This window comes from Caballeronia sp. LjRoot34 (genome assembly GCF_964253815.1).
GTDB lineage: Bacteria > Pseudomonadota > Gammaproteobacteria > Burkholderiales > Burkholderiaceae > Caballeronia.
In genome coordinates, this window is sequence record NZ_CAXUSB020000003.1 from 1,054,939 (window position 1) to 1,078,275 (window position 23,337).

The 23,337-nt window shown below is 60.7% G+C and carries 22 protein-coding genes and 1 pseudogene; 13 read left to right on the forward strand and 10 right to left on the reverse strand.

Annotation, left to right across the window (positions count from 1 at the left end; genetic code table 11):
- Window positions 1-2: 2 nt before the first annotated feature.
- From ACSQ36_RS35730 to ACSQ36_RS35750, 5 genes are read left to right on the forward strand one after another with little or no spacing between them, the layout of a single operon-like run.
- Window positions 3-725, forward strand: coding sequence for an EscT/YscT/HrcT family type III secretion system export apparatus protein (locus ACSQ36_RS35730; protein ID WP_436185729.1), 723 nt, complete (start codon window positions 3-5; stop codon window positions 723-725).
- The gene (locus ACSQ36_RS35735) at window positions 722-1,462 is read left to right on the forward strand and encodes an EscU/YscU/HrcU family type III secretion system export apparatus switch protein (RefSeq protein WP_436185730.1); all 741 of its coding nucleotides are present in this window, start codon (window positions 722-724) and stop codon (window positions 1,460-1,462) included. Before ACSQ36_RS35730 ends, ACSQ36_RS35735 begins: the two co-directional genes overlap by 4 nt.
- 1 nt (window position 1,463) lies before the next feature.
- The gene (locus tag ACSQ36_RS35740; RefSeq protein WP_436185731.1) at window positions 1,464-3,542 is read left to right on the forward strand and encodes a flagellar biosynthesis protein FlhA; all 2,079 of its coding nucleotides are present in this window, start codon (window positions 1,464-1,466) and stop codon (window positions 3,540-3,542) included.
- Window positions 3,543-3,553: 11 nt separating this feature from the next.
- Window positions 3,554-4,879, forward strand: a complete 1,326-nt coding sequence (locus tag ACSQ36_RS35745) for a FliI/YscN family ATPase (protein WP_436185732.1) — start codon at window positions 3,554-3,556, stop codon at window positions 4,877-4,879.
- Window positions 4,855-5,307, forward strand: coding sequence for a hypothetical protein (locus tag ACSQ36_RS35750; protein WP_436185733.1), 453 nt, complete (start codon window positions 4,855-4,857; stop codon window positions 5,305-5,307). The genes ACSQ36_RS35745 and ACSQ36_RS35750 overlap by 25 nt, the downstream gene beginning before the upstream one ends.
- A 74-nt stretch (window positions 5,308-5,381) precedes the next feature.
- On the opposite strand, the gene ACSQ36_RS35755 is transcribed toward ACSQ36_RS35750, so the two are convergent.
- Together ACSQ36_RS35755 and ACSQ36_RS35760 are read right to left on the reverse strand one after the other, a co-directional pair.
- A complete protein-coding gene (locus ACSQ36_RS35755; protein ID WP_436185734.1) occupies window positions 5,382-5,546 on the reverse strand; it encodes a hypothetical protein in 165 nt (54 codons plus the stop codon).
- Between the two features lie 686 nt (window positions 5,547-6,232).
- Window positions 6,233-7,300, reverse strand: a complete 1,068-nt coding sequence (locus tag ACSQ36_RS35760) for a DUF1521 domain-containing protein (protein ID WP_436185735.1) — start codon at window positions 7,298-7,300, stop codon at window positions 6,233-6,235.
- A 445-nt stretch (window positions 7,301-7,745) separates the two neighbouring features.
- Between ACSQ36_RS35760 and ACSQ36_RS35765 the strand changes: the two genes are divergently transcribed.
- Window positions 7,746-9,809 carry a cytotoxic necrotizing factor Rho-activating domain-containing protein gene (locus tag ACSQ36_RS35765; protein ID WP_436185736.1) on the forward strand — a complete coding sequence of 688 codons (2,064 nt, stop codon included), beginning with the start codon at window positions 7,746-7,748 and terminating at the stop codon, window positions 9,807-9,809.
- 213 nt (window positions 9,810-10,022) lie between these two features.
- Here ACSQ36_RS35765 and ACSQ36_RS35770 read toward each other — a convergent pair whose 3' ends face one another.
- Together ACSQ36_RS35770 and ACSQ36_RS35775 are read right to left on the reverse strand one after the other, a co-directional pair.
- Window positions 10,023-10,235, reverse strand: a complete 213-nt coding sequence (locus ACSQ36_RS35770; protein WP_436185737.1) for a hypothetical protein — start codon at window positions 10,233-10,235, stop codon at window positions 10,023-10,025.
- 78 nt (window positions 10,236-10,313) lie between these two features.
- A pseudogene (locus tag ACSQ36_RS35775) lies at window positions 10,314-10,484 on the reverse strand (ubiquinol oxidase subunit II); the annotation flags it as partial.
- 39 nt (window positions 10,485-10,523) lie between these two features.
- Here ACSQ36_RS35775 and ACSQ36_RS35780 point away from each other — a divergent pair.
- Window positions 10,524-10,985: an Lrp/AsnC family transcriptional regulator gene (locus ACSQ36_RS35780; RefSeq protein ID WP_213768042.1), complete on the forward strand. Its 462-nt coding sequence runs from the start codon at window positions 10,524-10,526 to the stop codon at window positions 10,983-10,985.
- A gap of 53 nt (window positions 10,986-11,038) precedes the next feature.
- Here ACSQ36_RS35780 and ACSQ36_RS35785 read toward each other — a convergent pair whose 3' ends face one another.
- The 3 genes from ACSQ36_RS35785 to ACSQ36_RS35795 form a co-directional block, all read right to left on the reverse strand.
- Window positions 11,039-12,841 carry a S10 family peptidase gene (locus ACSQ36_RS35785; protein WP_436185738.1) on the reverse strand — a complete coding sequence of 601 codons (1,803 nt, stop codon included), beginning with the start codon at window positions 12,839-12,841 and terminating at the stop codon, window positions 11,039-11,041.
- A gap of 317 nt (window positions 12,842-13,158) precedes the next feature.
- Complete coding sequence (locus ACSQ36_RS35790; RefSeq protein ID WP_436185739.1) at window positions 13,159-13,701, reverse strand: GNAT family N-acetyltransferase; 543 nt, start codon at window positions 13,699-13,701, stop codon at window positions 13,159-13,161.
- Window positions 13,702-13,834: 133 nt separating this feature from the next.
- Window positions 13,835-14,737, reverse strand: a complete 903-nt coding sequence (locus tag ACSQ36_RS35795; protein WP_213768045.1) for a LysR substrate-binding domain-containing protein — start codon at window positions 14,735-14,737, stop codon at window positions 13,835-13,837.
- On the opposite strand from ACSQ36_RS35795, the gene ACSQ36_RS35800 reads away from it, so the two are divergent.
- On the forward strand, window positions 14,727-15,452 hold the full coding sequence (locus ACSQ36_RS35800; protein ID WP_436185740.1) for a hypothetical protein: 726 nt from the start codon (window positions 14,727-14,729) through the stop codon (window positions 15,450-15,452). The genes ACSQ36_RS35795 and ACSQ36_RS35800 overlap by 11 nt on opposite strands.
- On the opposite strand, the gene ACSQ36_RS35805 is transcribed toward ACSQ36_RS35800, so the two are convergent.
- Entirely contained in the window at window positions 15,404-16,501 is a 1,098-nt protein-coding gene (locus ACSQ36_RS35805; RefSeq protein WP_436186456.1) for a branched-chain amino acid ABC transporter substrate-binding protein, read from the reverse strand. The genes ACSQ36_RS35800 and ACSQ36_RS35805 overlap by 49 nt on opposite strands.
- Before the next feature lie 271 nt (window positions 16,502-16,772).
- Window positions 16,773-17,465 carry a DUF2848 domain-containing protein gene (locus ACSQ36_RS35810; RefSeq protein WP_436185741.1) on the reverse strand — a complete coding sequence of 231 codons (693 nt, stop codon included), beginning with the start codon at window positions 17,463-17,465 and terminating at the stop codon, window positions 16,773-16,775.
- A 191-nt stretch (window positions 17,466-17,656) separates the two neighbouring features.
- Here ACSQ36_RS35810 and ACSQ36_RS35815 point away from each other — a divergent pair, with 191 nt between their 5' ends.
- Window positions 17,657-18,652 (forward strand): LysR family transcriptional regulator, encoded by a 996-nt coding sequence (locus tag ACSQ36_RS35815; RefSeq protein ID WP_436185742.1) that lies wholly within the window; start codon window positions 17,657-17,659, stop codon window positions 18,650-18,652.
- Window positions 18,642-19,193, forward strand: a complete 552-nt coding sequence (locus ACSQ36_RS35820) for an ureidoglycolate lyase (RefSeq protein WP_436185743.1) — start codon at window positions 18,642-18,644, stop codon at window positions 19,191-19,193. The genes ACSQ36_RS35815 and ACSQ36_RS35820 overlap by 11 nt, the downstream gene beginning before the upstream one ends.
- 20 nt (window positions 19,194-19,213) lie before the next feature.
- Here ACSQ36_RS35820 and ACSQ36_RS35825 read toward each other — a convergent pair whose 3' ends face one another.
- Window positions 19,214-20,137 (reverse strand): LysR substrate-binding domain-containing protein, encoded by a 924-nt coding sequence (locus ACSQ36_RS35825; protein ID WP_213768051.1) that lies wholly within the window; start codon window positions 20,135-20,137, stop codon window positions 19,214-19,216.
- A 137-nt stretch (window positions 20,138-20,274) separates the two neighbouring features.
- Here ACSQ36_RS35825 and ACSQ36_RS35830 point away from each other — a divergent pair, with 137 nt between their 5' ends.
- From ACSQ36_RS35830 to ACSQ36_RS35840, 3 genes are read left to right on the forward strand one after another with little or no spacing between them, the layout of a single operon-like run.
- On the forward strand, window positions 20,275-21,354 hold the full coding sequence (locus ACSQ36_RS35830) for an ABC transporter substrate-binding protein (RefSeq protein ID WP_213768052.1): 1,080 nt from the start codon (window positions 20,275-20,277) through the stop codon (window positions 21,352-21,354).
- Between the two features lie 40 nt (window positions 21,355-21,394).
- Window positions 21,395-22,474, forward strand: coding sequence for an ABC transporter ATP-binding protein (locus ACSQ36_RS35835; RefSeq protein WP_436185744.1), 1,080 nt, complete (start codon window positions 21,395-21,397; stop codon window positions 22,472-22,474).
- Window positions 22,461-23,333: an ABC transporter permease gene (locus ACSQ36_RS35840; protein WP_436185745.1), complete on the forward strand. Its 873-nt coding sequence runs from the start codon at window positions 22,461-22,463 to the stop codon at window positions 23,331-23,333. The genes ACSQ36_RS35835 and ACSQ36_RS35840 overlap by 14 nt, the downstream gene beginning before the upstream one ends.
- Window positions 23,334-23,337 lie beyond the last annotated feature (4 nt).

A 23,337-nucleotide genomic window follows, 5' to 3' on the forward strand; every position in this document is an offset into this window, starting at 1 on the left:
ACATGAATTACACCGGCTATATCGAGGGTTTTGCGTTCTGTGCTATCAGACCCGCAGTGGCGCTGGTCCTGATACCGTTTGGCCAGAGTGGTTCACTCGGTATCCTGTTACGGCTACCGATGCTGCTTGCATTGGCGATGCTGCCGCAACAGATCGGCTGGCCGGCACCATTGCTGCCGGCGATTTGCGTCGAAGCGGCGACCGGTGCTGCGCTCGGCATGCTGCTCGGCACGATCTTTCATGCGGCGGCGGCGGCGGGCGCAATACTGGACCAGCAGGGCGGCTACTCCAGCGCCTCGATTTACGATCCGCACTTCCAGCACGAAGCGGCGCTATTCGAAACGATGTTTTCGCAGTTTGCGGCACTGACGCTCTTTACGGGGCCAGGCATGCCGCTTCTGTTTGGCTTTTTCACGGATGCGTGGGTGTTATGGCCACCGGGCCGTTTGCACATAGATCTGAGTGACGTGTTCCGGGAGATTGCGTTGCGTGACCTGCCCGGCGCGCTGACTGAAGGCGTACGGCTCGCCAGTCCGTTGCTCGGTCTCGCGCTGCTGATCGATATCGCCTTCGGGTTGATGTCGCGGCACGCAAGGCGACTCAATCCGTTTGCCACCGCGCGCACGGTCAAGGCAATGATCCTGTCGTTTGCCGCGATGCTCAGCGTACCGCCGCTTTTTGCCCAGTTGCGCATTGCATTCGATCAAGTGATCCATCTGCGATGAGTGATAAAACTGAAGCCCCGACCCCCAAGCGGATCCGCCGTGCGCGCAAGGACGGCGAGATCGCAAAGAGCACGCATCTGACGGTCGCGTTCAGCGGTCTGTGCTGGTGGCTGTATCTGTTCATCGAGGCCCCTCGGCTGTATGCGTTGGGCACGAGGCTGATGGTGCATATGACGGCACTCGACCCCACCGTTGCGTTCGACGACCGGCTTGTGTCGACGTTCGCCGCGCTAAGCGCGTTCATGCCGGCAATCCTGACCCCGCTCGGCATTGGCGCGCTTGCCGTTCTGGCGCCGGAACTGATGCAGACGCGCGGCCTGCTCGCGTTGAAGCGCGTGACACCCGACGTGAAACGTCTGAACCCGATCAACGGGCTCAAGCAGATGTTCAGCTTGCGCCTGGTGTGGGACACGGTGCTCACGCTGTTGCAGTTCGCGATCCTGCTATTTCTGTTCGCGCAGGCGCTCGCCACATGGCTGCGGCAGCTCGCGCCTATCTGGGCCTTCTCGTTACCGGTTCACCTCGGTTATATGGCGATGTCGCACTCGCATCTGCTGGCCTGGATGGCGGCATCGCAGATCGTGCCCGCCGCCGCCGACTATTTCATCCAGCGCTTTCTGTGGCTGCGCGGTTTGCGCATGGACAAGAGCGAAATCAAACGGGAATTCCGCGACGACGAAGGCGATCCCTACGTAAAGAACCGTCGCCGTACGCTTCATCGGGAGCTTGGTCAATAAAATGTCGAACCGTTCCATTCTCAGCCGTTACGATCTGTCAGCCCTTTTTGCGCGTCACGCCGACCTGGCAGTCGGCATCGGCGTCCTTTCAGTGCTTGCGCTGCTGATCGTGCCCGTTCCGCCATTCTTGCTCGATCTGTTCATCTGTTTGAGCTTCGCTGCCAGCTTGACTATGCTGAGCGCCACCTTATATGTGTCGAAGGCCGCGGATCTTGCAAGTTTTCCGTCGTTGCTACTTCTCACCACGCTTTTGCGCCTCGCGTTGGCGATCGCGTCGACCAAGATGATCTTGTTGCATGCGCACGCCGGACAGATCATTACCGCATTCGGCGAACTGGTGGTGGGGGGCAACGTCGCGGTCGGGCTGGTGGTGTTCATCGTGCTCGCGTTGATCCAGTTCATCGTGGTCGCGAAGGGGGCTGACCGGGTGGCCGAAGTGGCCGCGCGTTTCACGCTGGATGGCATTCCGGGACGCCAGATGAGCATCGACGCGGACATGCGCAATGGCGTGCTCACGGCCGTGCAGGCAAGCCGGATGCGCGCGGCGCTCGAACGTGAGACATACTTCTACGGCTCGCTCGACGGCGCGATGAAATTCGTCAAGGGCGACGCGGTGGCAGGGCTCGTCGTCGCGCTGGTAAATATCGTGGGCGGACTGGCGGTCGGCATCGCGCAGCGCGGCATGTCGTTTGGCGACGCGCTGCACACCTATACGATTCTCACGGTCGGCGATGGTCTGGTGTCGCAGATCCCGTCGCTGATCGTGTCGGTCGCGGCCGGCATCCTCGTGACCCGTGTGGCTTCGACCGATAACGTGGATTCGCATCTGGGCGCCGACATTTACCGGCAATTGGCGCAGCATCCGAAAGCACTCGGAATGGCCGGTGTTGCATGTCTCTCATTGGCGGCGATTCCCGGTTTTCCGCACATTCAGTTTCTGGTTGCCGGCGGACTGCTGCTTGCGCTAGCGATTACGCTGATGCGCAATACCGCACTCGCGACGAACTCGCAGCGCGCGCTGATGCCTCAGATGACGCGCGACGGTGGCAACTATGTGCCGCGTATCCTTGACGACGTCGAACTGGGTACCAGTGCGACATTGCGGCTGCGGCTCGGCGTGAAGGCTTTCGATGCGTTACGGCCCGAGGCGCTGAACCGGCAACTCGGCCAGTTGCGCCGCCACCTGATGGTTGAACTGGGCGTACCGTTTCCCGGCCTCGCGTTGCTCCGCGATGCACGACTCGACCCGGATCGCTACATCGTGGATATCGAGGACGTACCGTTTGCGAGCGGGACGCTGATTGCCGCGCACACTCTGGTGAGCGGCGCTGAAAACCTGATTGCGTACGAAGGTGTCGAGGGCTACCGGCCGCGCGCGGAGAAATCGGTCTGGGTGCCGAACGCGACTGCGGCGTCGATCAGCAATCCGGAGATTCATAAGTCGACCGTCGATGAAGCCGTACGCGAGCACCTCGCCGAAATCTGCGAACGTTCGGCACCCGATTTTCTCGGCACGCAGGAAACGCGCTTCTTGCTCGATCAACTGGCCATCGAATTTCGCGAGCTGGTCGCGCAGGCAGGGCAGGCCGCGAGCACGGTGCAACTTGCCAGCGTGCTGCGGCAACTGCTGCAACAGCGCGTGCCGATTCGCAACCTGCGTGCGATTCTCGAAGCAGTCGTGCGCGTGCCGGTGGGTGAGCGCACGATCGACCGGATGGTGCGGGAAGCGCGCATCCAGCTTGGACGGCAACTGACGCGCGGTTATGCCGACCTGGAGACGTGGACGATCGCGGCGGCCGTGCTGGACCCGGCGTGGGAGGCCAGTCTCGAAGCGCAGATCAGAAGCGGTGTCGACGGCGAGCCGCAATGCGTGCTGTCCGCTGAGCAACTCACCCAGGTGCAACAGATTCTCGCAGCAGACCTGTCCGGGATCCGTCTGATCGTCACGCATGCTGTCTTGCGTCCGCACCTTGCGCGTGTGTTGAGCGATTTCGGCTGGCGCGTCGAGGTGCTGGCGATCGAAGAGATTCCACTTGACGTTTACCGCATCCAGACGGTCGCGACGCTGGGTGCGGCATGAGCGGGAATATCATGCGATCGTCCGGAAATAGCGTGCCGGTGTTGACCTCGGCTCCGGCGCTGCGCGGCCGGGTAGTCGAAGCGCGCGGCGTGGTCGCGCGAGTGGTGGGGGTGTCGTTGCGCATCGGCGAGAAGGTGCGGCTGGTGCGCCCGGATACCTTCGAGGCGCAATACGGCGAAGTGGTCGGCTTTGCGCAGGACGGCGCACTCATCATGCCGCTCGCTGGCTTGACGGGCCTCTCAGACATCACCGAGGTGCAAGGCTGTGGCTCGACGTGGGGCACGTTTGACGCCGCGGGACTGCTCGGTCGGGTGGTTGATGGTCTCGGCAACCCGCTCGACGGGGGGCCTGCGCCCCAGCCGCTAGCGACTGGCGCGGTGGCGCACGTCGATGCCGGGGCGACCCTCAATCCGCTCGAACGGCCGGTCATCGCCACACCGTTTGTCACCGGCGTGCGGGCGATCGACGGCCTGCTCACCTGCGGCGTTGGCCAGCGCACGGGCATCTTCGCACCGGCCGGCGGGGGCAAGAGCACGATCATGGGCATGATTGCGAACGGCGCATCGACCGATGCGGTCGTGGTGGCCCTGATCGGCGAGCGGGGCCGCGAGGTGGCCGAATTCATTCACGACAATCTTGGGCACCGACGTGCCTCGACGATCGTGATCGCCGCGACGTCCGACCGTCCCGCCGCGGAGCGGATCAAGGCGGCGGAACTCGCGGGCAACGTCGCGGTTGGCTTGCGCGCGACCGGGCGCAATGTGCTCTTGCTGTTCGATTCGCTGACGCGCTATGCGCGCGCGTTGCGCGAGCTCGGCTTGGCGGTTGGCGAGCCGCCGTTGCGCGGCGGCTTTCCGCCAAGCGTCTTCGCGCAGTTGCCGCGACTGATCGAATCGGCCGGCGTGACAGCGCAAGGCAGCATCACGGCTTTCTATACCGTGCTCGCCGATGAGGCCGATCTGTCCGACCCGGTCGCGGAAGAGGCGCGCTCGCTGCTGGACGGTCACATCCAGCTGTCGTCGAAACTTGGGGCGGCCGGGCATTATCCGGCGATCGACATTCTGCGCAGCCGTAGCCGCTTGATGAATCGCGTCGCGGATGCCGCGCAGCGCGCCGACGCCAACCGTGTGCGCGACTGGCTGGCGCGCTATGAAGAGATCGAGATGCTGCTGCAGATCGGCGAATACGAGTGGGGTAACGATGCCGAGACGGACCGGGCGATCGACCTGCGCCCGGACATCCAGCGTTTTCTGTGTCAGCCGTACGATCGCTGCAGTTCGTGGGCCGAAACGCGCACGCTGTTGCACGGGTTGTGCGCCGGCGTGCCCTCGGTGTGATGCGCAGCGCGGCGCAGGAGGCGGATCTTTGGCGGCTGCTCACGAGGGTGCGCGGTTTGCGGGTGCGCCGCGGGCTTCGCGCGCTGGCCGACGCGCGCCGGCGGGAGCGGCAGGGGGCCGCTGCGGTGGCTGAACAGGCCGCGGCGCTGGAACGGCACGCAGCCGAGCGGCAGCGCGTGCTCGCGTTCTGCCGACGCGATCAGAGGGCCGGCGGGCAGTGGCATGCAACGCGCCATGCGCATGACGCACAAGCGCCTGTGCTGCAGCGGCAACTGAGCGATGCACAGCACGCGCACACGCAGGCGCGCCACGAAGCGGGAGAAGCGTTGCGGGACTGGAATGTCGAGCGGATCCGGCATGACGACGCTAGGCAGCGCTGGCGGGCGGCTCTCGCACGCGTAGCGCGTGATGGCCGCGAGCGTGGCTAGCACCGGCGCGGAGCAAGGTGCGGCGAGCGGCGGTGGGAGGGGCGCCCCTTCGTTGCCCTTACCTTCAATTCCGGTTAGGAATGAGGGTCATTTTGAATGAACATTTGCATCGTGCGGCGCGGGTCGGCCGATTGATCGCGAGCGAAGTGGTAGTTCTCCAGATCGAACTGCGTCATGTAAGCCGGCGCCACAACGGCGTTTATGACCATGCCGAGCGCTGCGGCAGAGCAGTCTTTCATCGATAGATTGGGGTCCGCGACATCGCGGGCGAAGGCTCAGGCTTCGCGTGCTGACGCAGCGGCGTGATCCAGTTCGCCGGAATCCACGTGATGCACATTATTGATGATCGTTTCCGCGGACTGGTTCGAAAGATTGATACCGGGGCGCTGCAGCAGACCGTTGACCGCGTTGACGGAGATGGGATACGAGCCTGGCTGATCGTCGGTTGGCGATTTCTGCGTCTTTGCTGAAGTTAAACATCGAAATCGGCTTTGCCGAACACATCTCCAATGGAGAGGTACGGATCCATTTGAATACCTAAGCTTCCTTTCAAGGTCGTATTTACCGTTACATATTCTTTCTGCATGTAACCGAAAGGCCAGGCGGTATCGTAGCGTTTTTATCTTGCTATCAATAAGGATGTCAAACGAATTGGAGACGTCCGCGGTGCATGGCGTTAGTGATCGCCATGTCGGGATCGATCGTGGAATTTGAATAGCTAGCCTAACTATTGTTGCGGCGATCACGGCCGGACGCGAAAGCCATGCCGCTGCATGGACGTGTAGGCGGTTGGCTCATGGGAATGGAGGGCGGGAGAGGGAAATTCATGGGGAGCCGTTGGATGCCGCACTTATCCGGCGATCGTGCGTGCGGCATCCGGCGGGGGCAATGACTGATGCAGTTGCCCCCTCACCGCGTGATGCGCTTACGTGTTGGCCTTCTTGATATTGTCAGGCGTCGGCTCTTTGCCCGTGGTCGGATCGATCCAGCCGCTGCCGCCGCGGGCGGCCTTGACGGTGTAGCCGTCCGGCGCGGCGGCGTCGAGCGCGCGGCCGTTGTTGCTCTTCTGTACGCTGAGCCCCGCCTGGTTCTGCTCGCTCAGCCCCGTGACTTGGTAGGCCTGCTTGCCGTGGGTGATCGTCACCTGATCCGCGAACGAGACATCCTTGTTGTTCGCCGCCGTCTGGGTGCCAATGGTGACCTTGGTCTTGTCAGGCAGCACGAACGTCATCGGGCCGTTGAACATCGCAGTCGACGAGTTGGCTGCGTTGGCGTGCTGGGTGAGATGCGGATCTCCAAAGATCTTCGTTGTATCGCCGGATTTTGTATTGGTCATGACCATCGACGAATCGGCCTTGTTGAAATCAAGCTTGTAGTTGCCCAGGTCGATACTCGCCTTGTTGTTGCAAACTGCGGTATCGCTCCATTGCGTCTGGCTGCTCTTGCCTGAGTCCTTGCCACCGCAGTCGTTGCGCGAGGGCGTCTGGTTGCTCTTGCCTGAGTCCTTGCCACCGCAGTCGTTGCGCGAGGGCGTCTGGTTGCTCTTGCCTGAGTCCTTGCTACCGCAGTCGTTGCGCGAGGGCGTCTGGTTGCTCTTGCCCGAGTCCTTGCTACCGCAGTCGTTGCGCGGCGGCGCGCGGTTGTCGACGCGCGAGTTGTCGTTGCAGCGATTACCACCCGTTGAATTGTTTTGGCCGCCGTGATTGTCATTGCGCTCCGCGCATGGCGGTTGCTGCTTCGCGGGCTGACCGCGACTGCTGATGCTTCCCTGCGCGATGAATGTGCTGTTTTGGCGATTCCCCGCGGTTTGGCTGAAGACGGGGAACGAGGCCTTCGAGAAGCCGCTCAGCATATTCGACATCTGGCTACCCGATCCTGCGCCGCGCGAGAGCTGCGATTGTGCGCCGCCACCAAACAGGGTGTTCGCATTGCCTTGAAGCGATAGATAAGGATTACTGATTTGAGGATAATTAGTTTGGGTTGCTGCTTGCATGTCGATATTCCTAAAGTAAAAAAGGCGGCTTTCGCTGTACAGCCGGAACCGCGTTGCCGACGGTATGAGATGGGTCCCGCGTATGAATGGTAGGGGCGGAGCGGCAGCGACAGGCCATACTTATGTATAGAGTTGCACGTCGTCCCGCGGATTGACTTGTTGGTGACACATGAGACGGGTGGCCTCCTCGCGGGAGGGCACGCCGTCCTTGAAGTACTGGAGTCACACCTGCCGGAGAACCATGAGGGCACGATGGTGACTCCCTAGCTTGCTGAACGAGGTGCGCTGACTTTGCCCTCAGTCATTGTTTGCGATTCCTGAATACGAGGAAACGAGCTTGGAGCGCTAAAGGTCACCTTGAAATGTCTGGACATTTCAAGTGCGGGACAGAGTTATTCGAACATCTGGTGCGCCGGTTTGGCGCTCATTTTATGGAGGTGTGATCATGCGAGTGAATACCCAAAGTGGGTCGGCTTACGATCAGGTCGGTTCGGCATCTACAGCTAATAATTCAGATCCGACGCAAACTGGTTCGGCGGCAGATCAAAAATCGGACGTACCTAGCCCAACAGAGTTGTTGCAGGCTGGAGTGCCGTTGCCGACTAATATCCAACCGGACGCCATCTGGACGCGTCTCCAGGGGGTCGAGAAGCAAGTTCATCAGATTGAGCAAACGCAACGCGAGGGGGGCGCGCTTTCTGACGCTGACCGTTCGGTATTAGCGACGTACGACAAACTCCGCAGTGATTCTTTGTTTCAGAGTCCGAATACCGGTCGGGACCCGACGGCTATGCGGCGCGTTTCGGATAATCCCAGTGGCACAGGAACGACCGCGCCCGGGCCCACGACCAAGAAGGAAGATGGCCCTGGCCTGCGGTACATTGGCGCTGTCCAGATCAGGAGCGATTACACGCTCGATGAAGGCACTGCCATCTTCACGGACGCGCTAAGAAATCCTTTTTCCTCTTTTTCGAGAAGTGCAACGGACTCCTACCTGAAGTTGGTGCAGGGGCGTCCCATATCCGAAGAGGAAAAACAAAATATTGATCGATACATCAATTTTATCGATGCCGCCTATTCGATGACCCCTCAGGGACAAGGGATGATTGCGACGGCCCACGGGTTGGAGGCAGCAAATAAAGCGAGATCGGGCCAACTGCCGTCACCAGAGGAGATGGCAGGTGGAATACAGTCGACTACCAATGCAATTGTCCCCGGATCTTCCGGCAAGCCGTCTCAAGCCGAGACGCCGGCTAGTCCGCCGAGCACACCCTTCAAGCCGCCGACCCGTCTCCCCGACGGTCGGGTCGGCTATCCTATGAGCCCGACGCAGCCGCCCCGTTTGCCAAATGAGACGCCGACCAGTGAGCCTTCTGGTGCGCGTGACCCGCAGCAGAAAATGCCGGGAACATCGGGAACATCGGGAGCGACCGGTGCGAGACCGCGTACACCGCCGCAGCGGCCAACCGGCACGCGGCCGAAGAAAGGGCCGGTTGAGGCCGCGCGGGCCGCGTTCTCCAAGTTGAAATCGCCTTCAGTAAGAAAGGGGCGTGTGGAAAAGCTAATCGGAAAAGGACCATTTAACGTTGAACCTGCTGCAAATTCAGCAGAAGAGAACAAGAGAATCCATGAATTTCCGCTCAATTTTGATTTTTATCGGAAAGACGGAGAGGGTGGAATGAGCTACGGAGTCGATACGGGGCGCGTCATGTCGGCCAAAGACGTCGTCCCCGACGTACGAAAGGACGTCTTGACGGTCGGAAACGGCTCACAAGTTACCTCGAAGGATAGCAACAGCAAGGTCTCTCTGGGAGAATGGGGACCGTCAAAGAATCGACTTTCCAGAGAAGTGAGTGTCATCGAACTAGGCAACGGTCGGAACGGCGTCGGTGCGATCAGAATTTCGTATGAGGATCTGAAACCCGGGCAGACCATTGTTGTGACCGGAGGCTCCTTGAGTGGCTGCACTACGATGTACGCATCGGATACCGGCCATTTCTACGGCTATCATGCAGGAACCTACGGCGAGGGGAAGGAACCCTGGCTTACGTCTCGTGACGGTGCAAACGCTATTCGATATGCAAGCAGTAAAATGACGAATGAAACGACGACGGATCCTCATAACTATGAGGGCACTAACAATGACCTTGTCCATGTCGGCAATAAGTATCCATTTTCCGTCATTGTTTACAACGGAAAACATGAGGCGCCGGCAAGGAGCGGGGAATTTTTGAAGCCGTCCGATCCTCAGCCTCTGGATGCGCGCATCACGGAATCCGAGGGTGCGAGAAATCATGGCACACACGCTTTCGACTACCACATTTCAGACCAGCAAGTAGGGCAGTTGGGTACAGCGGAAGCGGTGATAAGCAAAGATAAACGAGGTGTAGTTACCGTGCGTGTGGTGGCGGAAAAGGGCGAAGTCGAGTTGCCGGGACCGAGTTCCCGTCGAGGTGGAAAATATACGCCCGTGAAGACAAATACGTACGAATATAAGCCACAGGGTTGATAGCGCTTATTGATATTGCGTGCGGTGCACAGTGTCCATACCGCGTGGACACAGATAGGCGCTTCGTCGACGCTGCTGTCGACAAACTGATTTGCCGTGAAGGGCGCCCGGACAGAGCGCGGCCGCTAATCCCGCCTCATGCGCCAGTGCTTGAATGAAGAGCGAAAACAACTCCGGTTGGATGGAAATACCGAGTTTGTGCGTAGCCTTAGGCTACCAATGCCACCGGGCGGACAATCCCGATTGCCTGCCCGGTGGCATTTTGATGCGTATCAATAGCTCGGCCTGATCGTGACCGAGCAGTCGCACCACGTCCTGCATGGGGTCCGTGCTCTGCAACTGATGCTTGAGCGCATAGACGAGCACAATCTTTTTCCCGAAAATCCACCCGTGTGTCAGTGCTGCGAGAGAGCTGACGATCGCCATGAAAATCCGCCGCGCAATGGTCGATTGCAGAGCGGAGCCGTGTCACACAGACAGCAGTCGGAACCAGTTTTCCTTTGTCGCAAAGAGCTGGCTCGAATGGCTCGACGAGGTGTTCGGGAGCACCAGGGACGGCGGCACGATGTATGGCCAGATGCTGATCACCGGTCGGCTATAGCCGAGGAAACAGATTGCGAGTGTCAACAGGAGCGGTATGGCTTCGTGTTGCAGCCGAACAGAGCGGAAGCTGCCCAGACTCGGAGAATCACAAGAGAATGACGAATGGAACAGATGGAACTTGACAAGATAGATCGCGCAATCCTGATAGCGATCCAGGCCGATGGCCGTGCGACCAACGCGAGCCTTGCCGACGCAGTCGGCCTGAGCGAAACGCCGTGCGCTCGGCGCCTCAAGCGACTCGAAGCGGAAGGTTACATTGAAGGGTATCGGGCGATCCTGTCCAAATCCGCATTAAAGCTAGGTCTGGTCGCATTTACGCTGGTGCGCTTCGGCGTGCACGACCGGCAACTGGCCGACCGATTCGAGCGCGAAATCCAGGCCATACCGCGCATTGTTTCGTGCCACAACATTTCCGGCAGCGCCGATTATCTGCTGGAGATCGTCGCGCGAGATCTGGAGGACTATGGCACGTTCCTCCGTGACGTACTGCGGACGTTGCCAGGCGTCACGGCAGTCGAGTCCACGCTGTCACTACGAGAGGTCAAGCGCCACGCGGGATTGCCGTTGCTTTGAGCGACCCTATCGGCCATTCATCAGGAATGCGAATAAGTCTGCTTGCTACCTGTTTACTGTGATGCGGGCTTGTTTGTGTCTGCCGTGGCGGCATTATAAAAACGCACGAGATCGCCCTTGAGCGAATGCAGGGCTGCATCGTCGAGATAGATCATGTGGCCCGTCGGATAATACGCGAGCTGAACATTCGATCGTAGCGATGGGTCCAGTCCCATATGCGCCAGATCGTATTCGGTCTGGAAGAACGGCGTTGCCAGATCGAAGTAGCCGTTGAGCGACAGCACGCGCAGGCGGGGATTTTGCCGTATCGCTTCAGCAAGGTCGCCGGCCGCATACGGTAGCGTAAGTTGCTCCCCCCACCATTCGCGATGTTTCCAGTTCCATTGGCGCAACGCTTCGTCGTTGAATACGCGGTACGTATCTTTCGCGTCGAAATGGAGGTCTTGCGCGAGATGCTCGTGCAAGGCCGCATCGAAGGCGCTCGATACGCTGGTGACCGACGGATCATAGTCGGGATGCTCGGAGGCATCGTCGTAGTCAAGGCCTTCGAATCGCGCATCGTAGCGACCAACGGTACGCGATTCGCTTCTCAGGAGTTCCTTGCGAAACCGCGACGGCCAGATTTGCAGCCGCGTCTGCTTGACGTAATTCACATCGAGCCCCGTGTAATGCGCCACACGTGCGGCGATTGCATCGCGCTCCGAATCGGGCAGCGAGTCACCCGCGGCTAACGCTTGCGCGTACGGACCGGAAGCGAACGCGCGGACCTCGTCGACGAACGCCGGCAAGCTCGGTGGCTTGGGTACGATCTTGTCGTGATACCAGGCAATGGCCGCATAGCTCGGCAAGTAGCTCTCGGCCTCCAGATCCGTCCCCGGCGCGTGCGCGCCCGAGTTGAGGATGGAGGACATCAACACGACTCCGTTCAATGCAATGTTGCTCTGGCTCAAACGATACGCAAGCATGGCGGCGCGCGCCGTTCCATACGATTCGCCAAGCAAGTACTTCGGTGAATTCCAGCGCTGGTTCACGCTCAGGTAGCGCTCGATAAAGTGTTCGAACGCGTCCAGGTCTTCATCGACTCCCCAGAAGCGCTTCCCGGTTGCGTGGCCTACTATCCTTGAGAAGCCTGCGCCGGGGGCATCGATGAAGACCAGATCGGTGGTGTCGAGGAGACTGTCCGGATTGTCCGAGAGCACATACGGCGCCGGTGCCGTGATGGCCGGACTCGACGTATGTGCACGCTTGGGTCCGAACGATCCCATCAGCAGAAAGACGCTGCCCGCACCCGGGCCGCCGTTAAAAAGAAACGTGATCGGACGGGTGGCGGTGCTTTTCGTATTCGCGGTGTAGGCGACATAAAAGACGCTGGCCTCAGCCTGGCCCGCGTTGTTGCGCAGAAGCAGGTTGCCGGCAGTGGCCGTGTAGTCGATCTTGCGGCCATCGAGCCTGATTGAATGTTGCGTGACGGACGTGGTTTCCGGCGGGACCGGTATCAGGGTGTCCGCTTTCGTTTCGCTGGCAGCGTCACTGGCTGCCGCTGTTCGCGCGGCGCTTGCGCGGTTGCGGCGAGCAGGGTTGAGGAGCGCATCCGATGCGGCGTGGGCGTTGGCCTGATTGGCCTGATTGGCCTGATTGGCCTGATTGGCCTGAGCAGAGGGGGGCACCGCGTCCGCGCGTACGAGTGTTCCGGCAGCCGATGAAGCGGACGCGTCGGGCGACGCCTGCGTGCCGACGGGCGCGGCTGAGGTGTCAGCCGGCGCCGTGCCGGTTTCCTGGGACAAGACGGCGGACGGACCGGCGGCGAGACCAAGCACGATCAGACCGCTTACCACTGAATAGAAACAAGGGCGCATCTTAGTCCCGGCAGTTTTTGTTTTCTTCAGGTGCTGCCTGGATTCTCGATAAGCGGACCCGCCACGTCAATAGCGTCGTCCTCATCGGAGTGACGAAGCGCGATCCGTAAGCGCGCATGTAAGTATTCCGAAGCCGTAGTGTTAGCCAAGGCCCTTGCCGGTCGTAAGTACTAACAAGGTACGACGCAAAGCGAATGACGCTTGAGTGAACCCTTGGCACGTTCCCTGTTCATTCCCTCGATGCCGTTGGACACGAGATCGATTCGCCGATCTGATTACGGTTTCCTATACCTGGGTAAACAGAGAATGGAAGCGCTTTAACTTTCACGCAACGACGCCTCGCGCTGAAATACAACGGTTGGCTTGCCCTTGTAAGTGGTCGTGCGACTTTGCGCGAATGAACATTTCCTGGCGAGTGCAAGCGAGGCCGGATTTTCCGGTGAGATGATGCAGACAATCTCTGCGTTGGGCCACCGTGTATCCGCCCACTGCAACGCGGCACGTACCGCTTCAGTTCCATACCCCTGTCCTTGCGACTCTGACGTCAACATCCATCCAATCTCTGGCGCTTCATCGAATGCCGGGTCGATACCGCGCTTGTATTGCCCAAAGCCGACCTCGCCGATGAACTTGCCGCTGAGCTTCTCGCTGACTACCCAGTAGCCGAATCCCATCAATGACCAGTGCCCTGCGCTTCGAAGCAGGCGTGCCCATGCTTCTTCCTTCGTGAAGGCGACGCCGGTGACATGGCGCACGACCGCGAGGTCCGACCACATGGCGTAGATGTCGTCGAAATCGGTGCGTTGCGGCGGACGTAGCAGAAGGCGATCGGTTTCCAGGACGGAGGCGGAATGGGGCATGGTGAAAGCATGTGAGCGTGGATAAGGCCGCGCACGCCGGGTGCAGCGTGACCGGAAACGACCATGGAATATAACCGCTCACGTCAGAACCGCAAGAGACCAGTGGCACATCCTGCACTGACCACCCGTCGCCTCAAGCCATCACGCCGCTATGCTCCGACACCAGCATCTCGATCAACGCGCTCAGGTCGCGCGTGGCTTCGTTACGCATGGTCGGCGCAACATGAAGCTCCAGTTCGGCCGGCGGCAGCGCCGGCAGACCGTCCGTGTCGCCGAACGTGCGCCAGCACGCGGGCAGCGTCCGACGATCGATGATCGTCACCGCCGCACCGTGATTCACCGCAATGCGGATTCCCGTCGGACTCTGGCTCGTATAGACGAGTTGATAATCACGCCCGATCGCAGTCAGCGCCTGCAATCCCCGTTGCCGATAGGTACAACTTTCGTCGAAGAGAGCGAGCGGCACTGGCGCATCCGCGCACAACACGAAATCGCGATGTGCTGCCCATACCAGTTCCTGACGCGCCAGGGGTTTTCCCCCGGCACGCTCGCCATGCCGCACGACCAGCGCCAGATCGAGTTCGCCGGCACCCAGCCGCTCCAGCAATTCCAGCGACGTCCGGCAATGAATATGCGGCCGTGCACCGGGGCGCAATGCATAAAACGCCCGCAGCAATTCCGGTAGCCATAGCTCCGCATAATCTTCCGGCAGCCCGAAACGAATCACATTGCCGCGGCTGCCGCGCGTCAGCGAAGCAATCGCTTCGTTTTGTACCTGCAATATCCGCCGTGCGTGGATCAGGAAGTTCTCGCCATCGCTTGAGAGCGCGAAATGACGGCTATTGCGCATGAACAGGTGCGCGCCAAGCCGTTCCTCAAGCGTCCGGATACGCAGGCTGATGGTCGATTGCGTTCGATGAAGCTGGCGCGCCGCCGCTGTAAAACCCCCGCTTTCAGCCACTACTACAAACGCACGCACGAGTTCCGCATCGAGTGAAGCGATCTTGGACCAATCGGGCTCGCTAATGGAATCCATCGGAAATACTCGCTTTCCAAAAGAAATTGGCCGCCAAAAGATCGGGCCGTTATTTGCAGATTGTGTTCGCAGATTGTTGTTGAAGTCGACTCGTAAATCCACTCGCCAAAATATCGATTTGGAGCCTGCCGTGGTTCTCTCCGTTTCACTTGCCGATGCCGAATGCCTGGATCTCGGCGATATCGTCAACACCGACCGCTATCCCCTGCATGACCCGGACAGCCCCCGCCTGAACGAACTGGTGGCTGCCTGCAGCGCCGTGCTGCACGACTTCCTGCGCCCGCAGGCGCTGGAGCGGGCGCGCAACGAGGGTCGTGCGCTGGCCGCGAAAACTACTTTTCAACCCGTAAGGTCAACGCCTACTTTACCGCCGACGACCCCGCGCTGTCCGATGCGCGATCCGCGCCGCATCTTCATGGACCGCATCAGCGGTTTTGTGACACGCGACCTGATACCGGCGGACGCGATCGTGCATCGCGTCTATGTCGCCGAGGCGATGAAACGGTTCGTGGCGAATTGCTCTCGGATTATCCGTGCGAGGATCAGGCCAGGTTGCTGGCCTGATCCTCGCACACGACGCATCATGAACATCGACAACGCCGGTTCGCCGAGCGGCGCGCTGAACGCGTCGCGTAGCAGGATCGGCTTTGCCGCCCGCAACAATCCTCACATCTTGATGACATCCATTACGGTCTTCTTCTTGTCCTTGAACTGATAGATCGTGATGGCTGCGTCCTTGAGATCACCATGCGGATCGAACGCAATACGGCCGATCACGCCGTCATACTGAGTCGATGGCATCGCGGCAAGCACCTTGGTGCGCTCGGCCGAGTCGGCGCGTTTCATCGCGTTGTAGATCACGTAGACGGCGTCATAGGTGAACGGCGCGTACGCGTCGATCGGCGTATTGAAACGTGCTGTATAGCGCTTTTCGAAGTCCTGTCCCTTGGGCATCTTCGACAGTGCCAGGCCCGCCTCCGAACAGGTCACGTTGCCGATCGCGTCGCCGGCCAGATCGATCATCTTCTCCGTGCATGCGCCGTCGCCGCCGAGCACCTTCGCTGTGATCCCGAGATTGCCCGCTTGCTTGGCCAACGGCCCGGCGGTGGCGTCCGAGCCGCCGTACATGATGACGTCGGGACGCAAGCCCTTTATCTTCGTCAGTATCGCGCGGAAATCGGTTGCCTTGTCGTTGGTCGCTTCGCGCGTGACGATCGTGCTGCCGTTCGCTTTCGCGGCTTTTTCGAATTCATCGGCGAGGCCCTGACCGTAGGCGGTCGAGTCGTCGATGATCGCAATGCGCTTCGCATGCAGCGAGTCGAGCGCGTAATGAGCGAGCGCGGGTCCCTGAAGCGCGTCGGTAGCGACTACGCGAAACGTGGTCTTGTATCCCTGCAACGTGTACGTGGGGTTGGTCGAACCTTGCGAGATCTGCACAATGCCTGCTTCGCTGTAGATCTTCGATGCAGGGATCGAGACGCCCGAATTGATGTCGCCCACGACGGCCACCACACCGTCATCCACCAGCTTCTGCGCGACCTGCGTCCCGGTGCGCGGGTCGGCGGCATCGTCCTGGGAGTCGAGCTGGAATCTGACCGGCTTGCCGCCGATCACCGGGTGCTGGCTGTTGATTTCGTCGATCGCCAGCCGGGCAGCATTTTCGCTGTCCTTGCCCATATGGGAAAGCTGCCCGGTCAGGGGCGCAGCGTGGCCGATCAGGACGATGGCCGGATCGGCTGCATAGCTCGGTCCCCCGACAACCAGAAAGACCGCTGCGGCGAGGGCGGAGCAGGCGGGACGCGAGAAAGGAAGCGGGGCGGAAGAGGAAATCACGAGCGGATCCTTGGGGCTTGGAGAGTGAGCGGAGGCAGATGTGTTCATCGAACGCGACCGGCAACATGGGCGGCGAATGAGGCTCAGTATTCAAACGCCAATTTGCCCCGTCCAGCGACTAATTCTGTTGGCCGGCAATAAACAAATCTAATGCCTCGCTGAATGGCATGAGTCTGCCGAGCCTGGTGCCCGGTCATCGCTCTCATTCGGCATGGGCCAATGCGTCGACCATGTAGCGATGCCGGAGGCTCCGTCCCAGCACCGGATCATGTAGTTCGAGCTCGTAGCCCTCGCCTGCGCTTAGTTCACCGAGCACGGCTTGCGTGCCGCAAAACATCGCCGATCCGGGCGGCATGGCGCCCGCACCGAAACCTCGTTCAACCAGCTCGTCCGGACGCAGCAAGCGGGCGAGCGTGCCCTCCTGGTACAGCACGGGGTGGGCATCGCCGTCGATCCGCCAACTCCGGGCGATCAGCGAATCCCAGTGCGAGGCGACATCGGAGTAACGCCAGAGCGCGGCGCCCACCGGCTTCGCACACATCTGTTTCGATACGGCAACGTCGTAGCTTTCCACCCGCCGGTCAGTGTGGTCGGACCCTATGCCGACGAGCAAGCCATCGTTCGCGGTCTGGATCAGCACGACTTCGACCTCGCCGGATGAGTGCGTGCCCACTACATCGATTGCGTCCTCGGTCGTCAGCAAGGCTGGGGAAATTCTGTAGAACGTTGGCACCGACGCAGGACGTTTGACGCCCAGCGCTTCCAGTTCCCGGATATGGTGCTCGACGTCGCGCGCATCGCGCCCCGCCCAGCCGGCGATGACCAGGCGGCTCACCGTTACCTCGATAACCTTGATACTCGCGCCGCCATCGATCCTGCATTCAAGTGTCTTCATCAAAACCTTTCACCCGTTGAATTCAATGAATGACAGTCTTGAAGAAGGGCGCTGCGATGTCCAACAAGTAAATGTGGGCCCACGTGGTCACTTTTTCTTGTCACGCGGGAATTCTTCCAGCGATAAACTGACGGGATTGATTCGGTCGATACCCGCCGCTTCGCCACTCAACGCATCAGCCGGGGTGCGCCATGAATGTCCGCTTTCTCGAAACGTTTGTATGGCTCGCCAAGTTGCGCAACTTCCGGATGACGGCCGAGCACCTGCACGCGACCCAAGCCGCCATCTCCAGCCGAATATCTGCCCTGGAGCAGGAGTTCGGCGTACGTCTGTTCGACCGGGGCCCACGCGATGTGACGCTCACGCAGGAAGGCACCAAGGCGCTTGCGTTCGCGGAGCAAATCCTGAAGCTGAACCGCGACATGCTCGCGAGCGTCAGCGACCGTTCCAAAGTCGCGGGGCTGCTGCGGCTGGGCGTGATCGAGTCGGTCGTGCATACATGGCTGCCGAATTTGCTGAAGCGGGTACGGGAGGCGTACCCGAACCTGACGATCGAACTCACGTCGGACACCACGGCCAATCTTTCCGGGCATCTCGTCAATGGCAACGTCGACGTCGCGTTGATGACCACGAACGTTACCGGCAGCGACGCCGTCAACATTCCGCTCGGGACACTCCCCATGCGATGGGTGGCGAGCCCTTCACTGAATCTATCGGCTGAAGCGCTTTCGGAGGCCGAACTGGCCGCGTTTCCCATCGTCAGTTTTGCGCGGCACTCGGCGCCGCATGGGTTCCTCACCGAGTTGTTCTCGGCCAGCGGCGAGACCACCGTCCAGATCAACTGTGTCTCGTCGGTGGCCGCGATCATCCGTCTCGTCCTGGATGGCTTCGGCATAGCCGTGCTGCCGACCGCGTTTGTCATGGACGAATTGCAGTCGGGCCGGCTGCAATTGCTGCAGGTGACGCACCGCGTTCCGGCGCTCCCGCTCGTCGCCACGTTCAGGCGCAGCCCGGACAGCCTGCTGTGCGAATCCATCACGCGCCTCGCGTTGCAGGTCGTGCGCGATTTCAGTCTCGCCAACGGCCCCGAGTTCGCGCTGTTCCCCAACACGGGTGATACGCCGATTTCACTGTCAAGCCTCCGTTCCCCGTTACATCCAGACGCCTTGCCGAAAAATGCCGACTGATCCTTATCCTCCTATCCCTTCCCTCACGATCGAACCGCTCAGCGCCGAGGCCTTCAACGCCTATGGCTGGATGCTGGGCAAACCGCTTAAAAACGACGGCCACGCTCCCGCGTACACCAGTCCGGCCTCGGATTTCTGGCGCGAACATCTCTTCGATACTGGCGTGACCGGCGAGACGGAAGTCCTGTGGGTCAAGTACAGGAACGCTGACGAAACGATCGCAAGCCTCGAAGCCCATTGGTTGACGCAGCAGGCCATCGTGCCGCTGACCGCGCCTGTCATTCAGATCGTTGCAACGAGTACGGAGGGCGGCCAACCCGATATGGAGTCGCTGCGTGCGTTTTGGGTGCCGCAGGGTGAGGGTGTCTGCATGCGGCCGCACTGCTGGCACGCAACGCGGGTGCTTCATGGTGAGTCGACGTGCCTGATGCTCACCCGGCGCTCGACGACCTACGACCTGGTGGTCCATCTGGAGACGGGAGCGCCCGCCTGCGAGAGTGCAATCAAGTCGATTCCGACGTATAAGCTGGCGGGTCAATAGCCGTCAGGACCACGTCCCTCTCAAGCCCGCTTCAACCGCTCCGGCTTACCCATCGCCGCCAACTGATCGTCGTGCGTCTTTCGCAGTATGTCGACGAATTCCATGGTCAGACGAGCCCGCGGCTGATGCGGGGGGAAAAGCAGATAAGTGGGAAACAGGACCGCTGGGGTGAATGGGCGGATCTCGATGCCAGGACCGGCAAAATCCTGCGCAACGATAGGATGCGACAGCGTGACGCCCATGCCGCAGCGAACCATCTCGCAGCAGATGGCCGCGTATTGGGCCTCGATTGCCAGCACCCGTTCAACGCCGGCGCGCTCGAAAACCTCGTCCATCTGTGCGCGTGTGCCGTCGCCATGACACAGCGATATGTACGGCTCACCCTGAAAATCCTTCGGCTTGAGCGACGCCTTCTTCGCCAGCCGATGACCCGCAGGCAGCACGCATACCGCCGCCACCTTCGATAACAACTCGACCTCGCAATTGGACGCCTCGCTGGGATAGATCGCGACGCCGAGGTCGCAGAACTGCGAACTCGTCCAGTGATTGACGGTGCCTGAGGTGTTCACGTGCAGCGAGATGGTGACCTCCGGATGCAACGCCTGGAAGCGCTGGATTGCGTGCGGCACCAGCGTCATTCCCGCCGACGGCATGGCTGCAATGCGCAATCTCCCGGTCCCCAGGTTCTTGATCTGAGCCGCGGCGTTGGTCAGTCCCTGCAAGCCTACATACGCGCGCTCCACTTCGCGAAAAAACGCATTGCCCTCGCTGGTTGGAATCAGCCGCACGCCGCTGCGCTGGAACAGCAGTAGTCCGGTTTCGCGTTCGAGCTGGGTGATCAGGCGGCTGATATTGGGCTGCGACGTGAACAATTCCTTCGCCGCCGCGGTCATGGAGCCTGCCAGCATGACCGCCCGGAATGCCTCTATATGCTTAAGATTCATTGAGTGAGACCCATATCATCCATGTATGGATAGTTATTTTATTCTTATTGGACGATATGCCCTGCGGCGAACAAAATAATTTCGCTTGGGGGCCACATTCCTCAACCGTCCGACCCGCATAGTCTGGAGAATCGCACATGAAACAACAGCAGCAAACCCGTTGCTCGCCGTCTTCTCGTTCGTATTTGCGGCCGCTGGTGGCCGCGCTCGGCTGTGCCGGGGCGTTGTCGGGATCGTTGTTGGCGCACGCTGAAACCACGCTCTACGTGGCGAACGTCGGTGGCTCGAACGAGACCATGTATCGCGAGAAGATCATCCCGCCGTTCGAGAAAGCGCACGACGTCAAGATCGTCTACGTTGCCGGTAATTCCAGCGACACGCTCGCGAAATTGCAGGCGCAAAAAGGGCATCAGCAGATCAACGTCGCGGTGATGGATGACGGCCCGATGTACCAGGCGATGCAGATGGGTTTGTGCGCGAAGGTCGAGGACGCGCCGGTGATGAAGGACCTGTATCCGCTTGCGCATCTTGGCCCCACGTCGGTGGGTGTCGGCATGGTCGCAACGGGCATTGGTTATAACGCGGATGCATTCAAGAAGATGGGCTTGCCCGCGCCGGATTCCTGGAACGTGCTGTACGACAAGCGCCTGAAGGGCAAGCTCGGCATGCCGCCTATCACCAACACTTACGGCCTGCATGCGCTTGTCATGCTGGCGCGTTTGAATGGCGGCGGCGAGAAGAACATCGACCCGGGTTTCACAGCGATGACCAAGCAGGTCGCGCCGGACGTGTTGTCGTGGGCGCCGACGCCGGGTGAGATGGACGGCCTGATGCAAAGCGGCGACGTGATCCTCGCACCGTATGGCAGCGGCCGCGCCGTTGCACTGCAGAACACCGGTTTCCCGCTGAAGTTCTTCTACCCGAAAGAGGGCGGCGTCGCGCTGCAGGTTGGCGCTTGCGCGGTGGCTGAGAACGCGCAGCCCGCGTTGTCGCAGCAGTTCATCCAGTACCTGTTGAGCCCGCAAGTGCAGGTGATCCAGGCGCAGGCGATCGGACTCGGCCCGGTCAACAAGACCGTACAACTGACACCAGAAGTGGCGGCGCGCGTGCCGTATGGTCCCGAGCAGATTTCGAAGCTGGTCGCGATGGACTGGGCGACGATCAACCAGCATAGGACCGAGTGGACCGAACGCTGGAATCGCAGCGTGGAGCGTTGAGCTTCACACACGGCACGCCGACTCTCACCCACGGACGCACATGAGCTTTCTGACCCTCAAAGGCATCTCGAAGCGCTACGGCGACTTCACCGCGATCGAGCAGATCGACCTTGACGTCGAACGTGGTGAGTTCCTGTCGCTGCTTGGTCCCTCCGGTTGCGGCAAGACCACGACCTTGCAGATGATCGCGGGTTTTGTTACGCCGACCACCGGCACTATCCTGCTCGACGGCCGCGACATTACGCATGAACGGCCCGAGAAGCGCGGCATGGGCGTTGTGTTCCAGAGCTATGCGTTGTTTCCGCATATGACCGTGAACGGCAATGTCGGCTTCGGTCTGGAGATGCGCAACATGAAACGCGCGGCACGCGCCGAACGCGTGGCCGAAGCGCTCGACCTGGTGCGCCTGAACGGACTGGGCGGGCGTTATCCAAAAGAGTTGTCGGGCGGCCAGCGGCAACGCGTTGCGATTGCCCGCGCGCTCGCGATGCGTCCCGAACTATTGTTGCTGGACGAACCGATGTCCAACCTCGACGCCAAGCTGCGTGAGGAAATGCACATCGAATTGCGGTCGATACAAAAGCGACTGGGTATTACCACTATTCTCGTCACGCACGATCAGGTCGAAGCCATGACGATGAGCGATCGCATCGCGGTGATGCATCGCGGAATGATTGCTCAGTTGAGCACACCGTTCGAAGCGTACGAGCGGCCGGAGACGCCGTTTGCATCGGCGTTTCTTGGCAAGACCAATTTGCTGCCGGGCGCGGTTTTGCGTCGCAACGCGCGCTGTGCTGAAGTCGATGTAGCGGGCATTACGCTCAAGGTGCCGCACGAAGGCCGCCATGTTCAGGGCGAGGTGAACGTGTATATCCGTCCGGAGAAGGTTCATCTCGCGGTCATCGATACAGCGGGTGTTCGTACCATGGGCCGCATTACCACGCGCGTATTCACCGGCAACCAGTGGCTTTTGCTGATCGATACCAGCCTTGGGCAACTGAGCGTGGCCCAGCCGAACAACGGCGCCCCGCCGCCGGATGAGGGCACGGAAGTGGGGGTGGCGTGGTCGGACGACGACCTGCGCGTGCTTCAGAAGGAGGGGCACCATGGTCACGCTTGACAACGAACGCGCGGGTGCGGCCCCGTGGCTCCTGTCCGCCCCTGCGTTGCTATTGTTCGGCAGCCTGCTGCTGGTGCCGCTGCTGTTGACGCTCGTGTTGTCCTTCCACGTATTCAGCGACAGCCAGGGCACGCTCGCGACCTACACGCTACGCAACTACCTCGAAGTCGTCACCGATCCCTACTACGGCGCAATCTTCGCCCGCACCGCGGGAATGGCGTTCACGGTGACCTTCCTCTGCATTTTGCTTGGCGTGCCCGAGACCATCGTGCTCGCGCGGATGAAGCGGCCGTGGCAGTCCATCTGCCTGCTGGTCGTGCTCGGTCCGCTGCTGATATCGGTCGTCGTGCGCACGCTCGGCTGGCAAATCCTGCTTGGAAATAACGGTGTACTGAACAATGCGTTGCAGGCGCTTCACATCACGTCGGAGCCTATCCGCCTCGTCTTCACCATGACCGGAGTTGTGATTGCGTTGACGCATGTGCTGGTGCCCTTCATGGTGATGTCGGTATGGGCGACGTTGCAGAAGCTGGACCCGCAGGTGGAATGGGCCGGCCGGTCCATGGGCGCCTCGCCGTTCCGCGTGTTCCGGCGTGTAGTGCTGCCGCAGATCCTGCCCGGCGTGCTGTCCGGATCGATCATTGTGTTCGCGCTATCCGCGTCCGCATTCGCGACACCCGCGTTGATCGGTGGCCGGCGTCTGAAAGTGGTCGCGACCGCCGCGTACGACGAGTTCCTCGGTACGCTGAACTGGCCTCTCGGGGCGACAATCGCCGTCCTGTTGCTGATTGCCAACGTGGCAATCGTGCTGGGCTGCAGTCGCCTGGCCGAGCGCCGTTTCAAACACATCTTCGATTGAACCG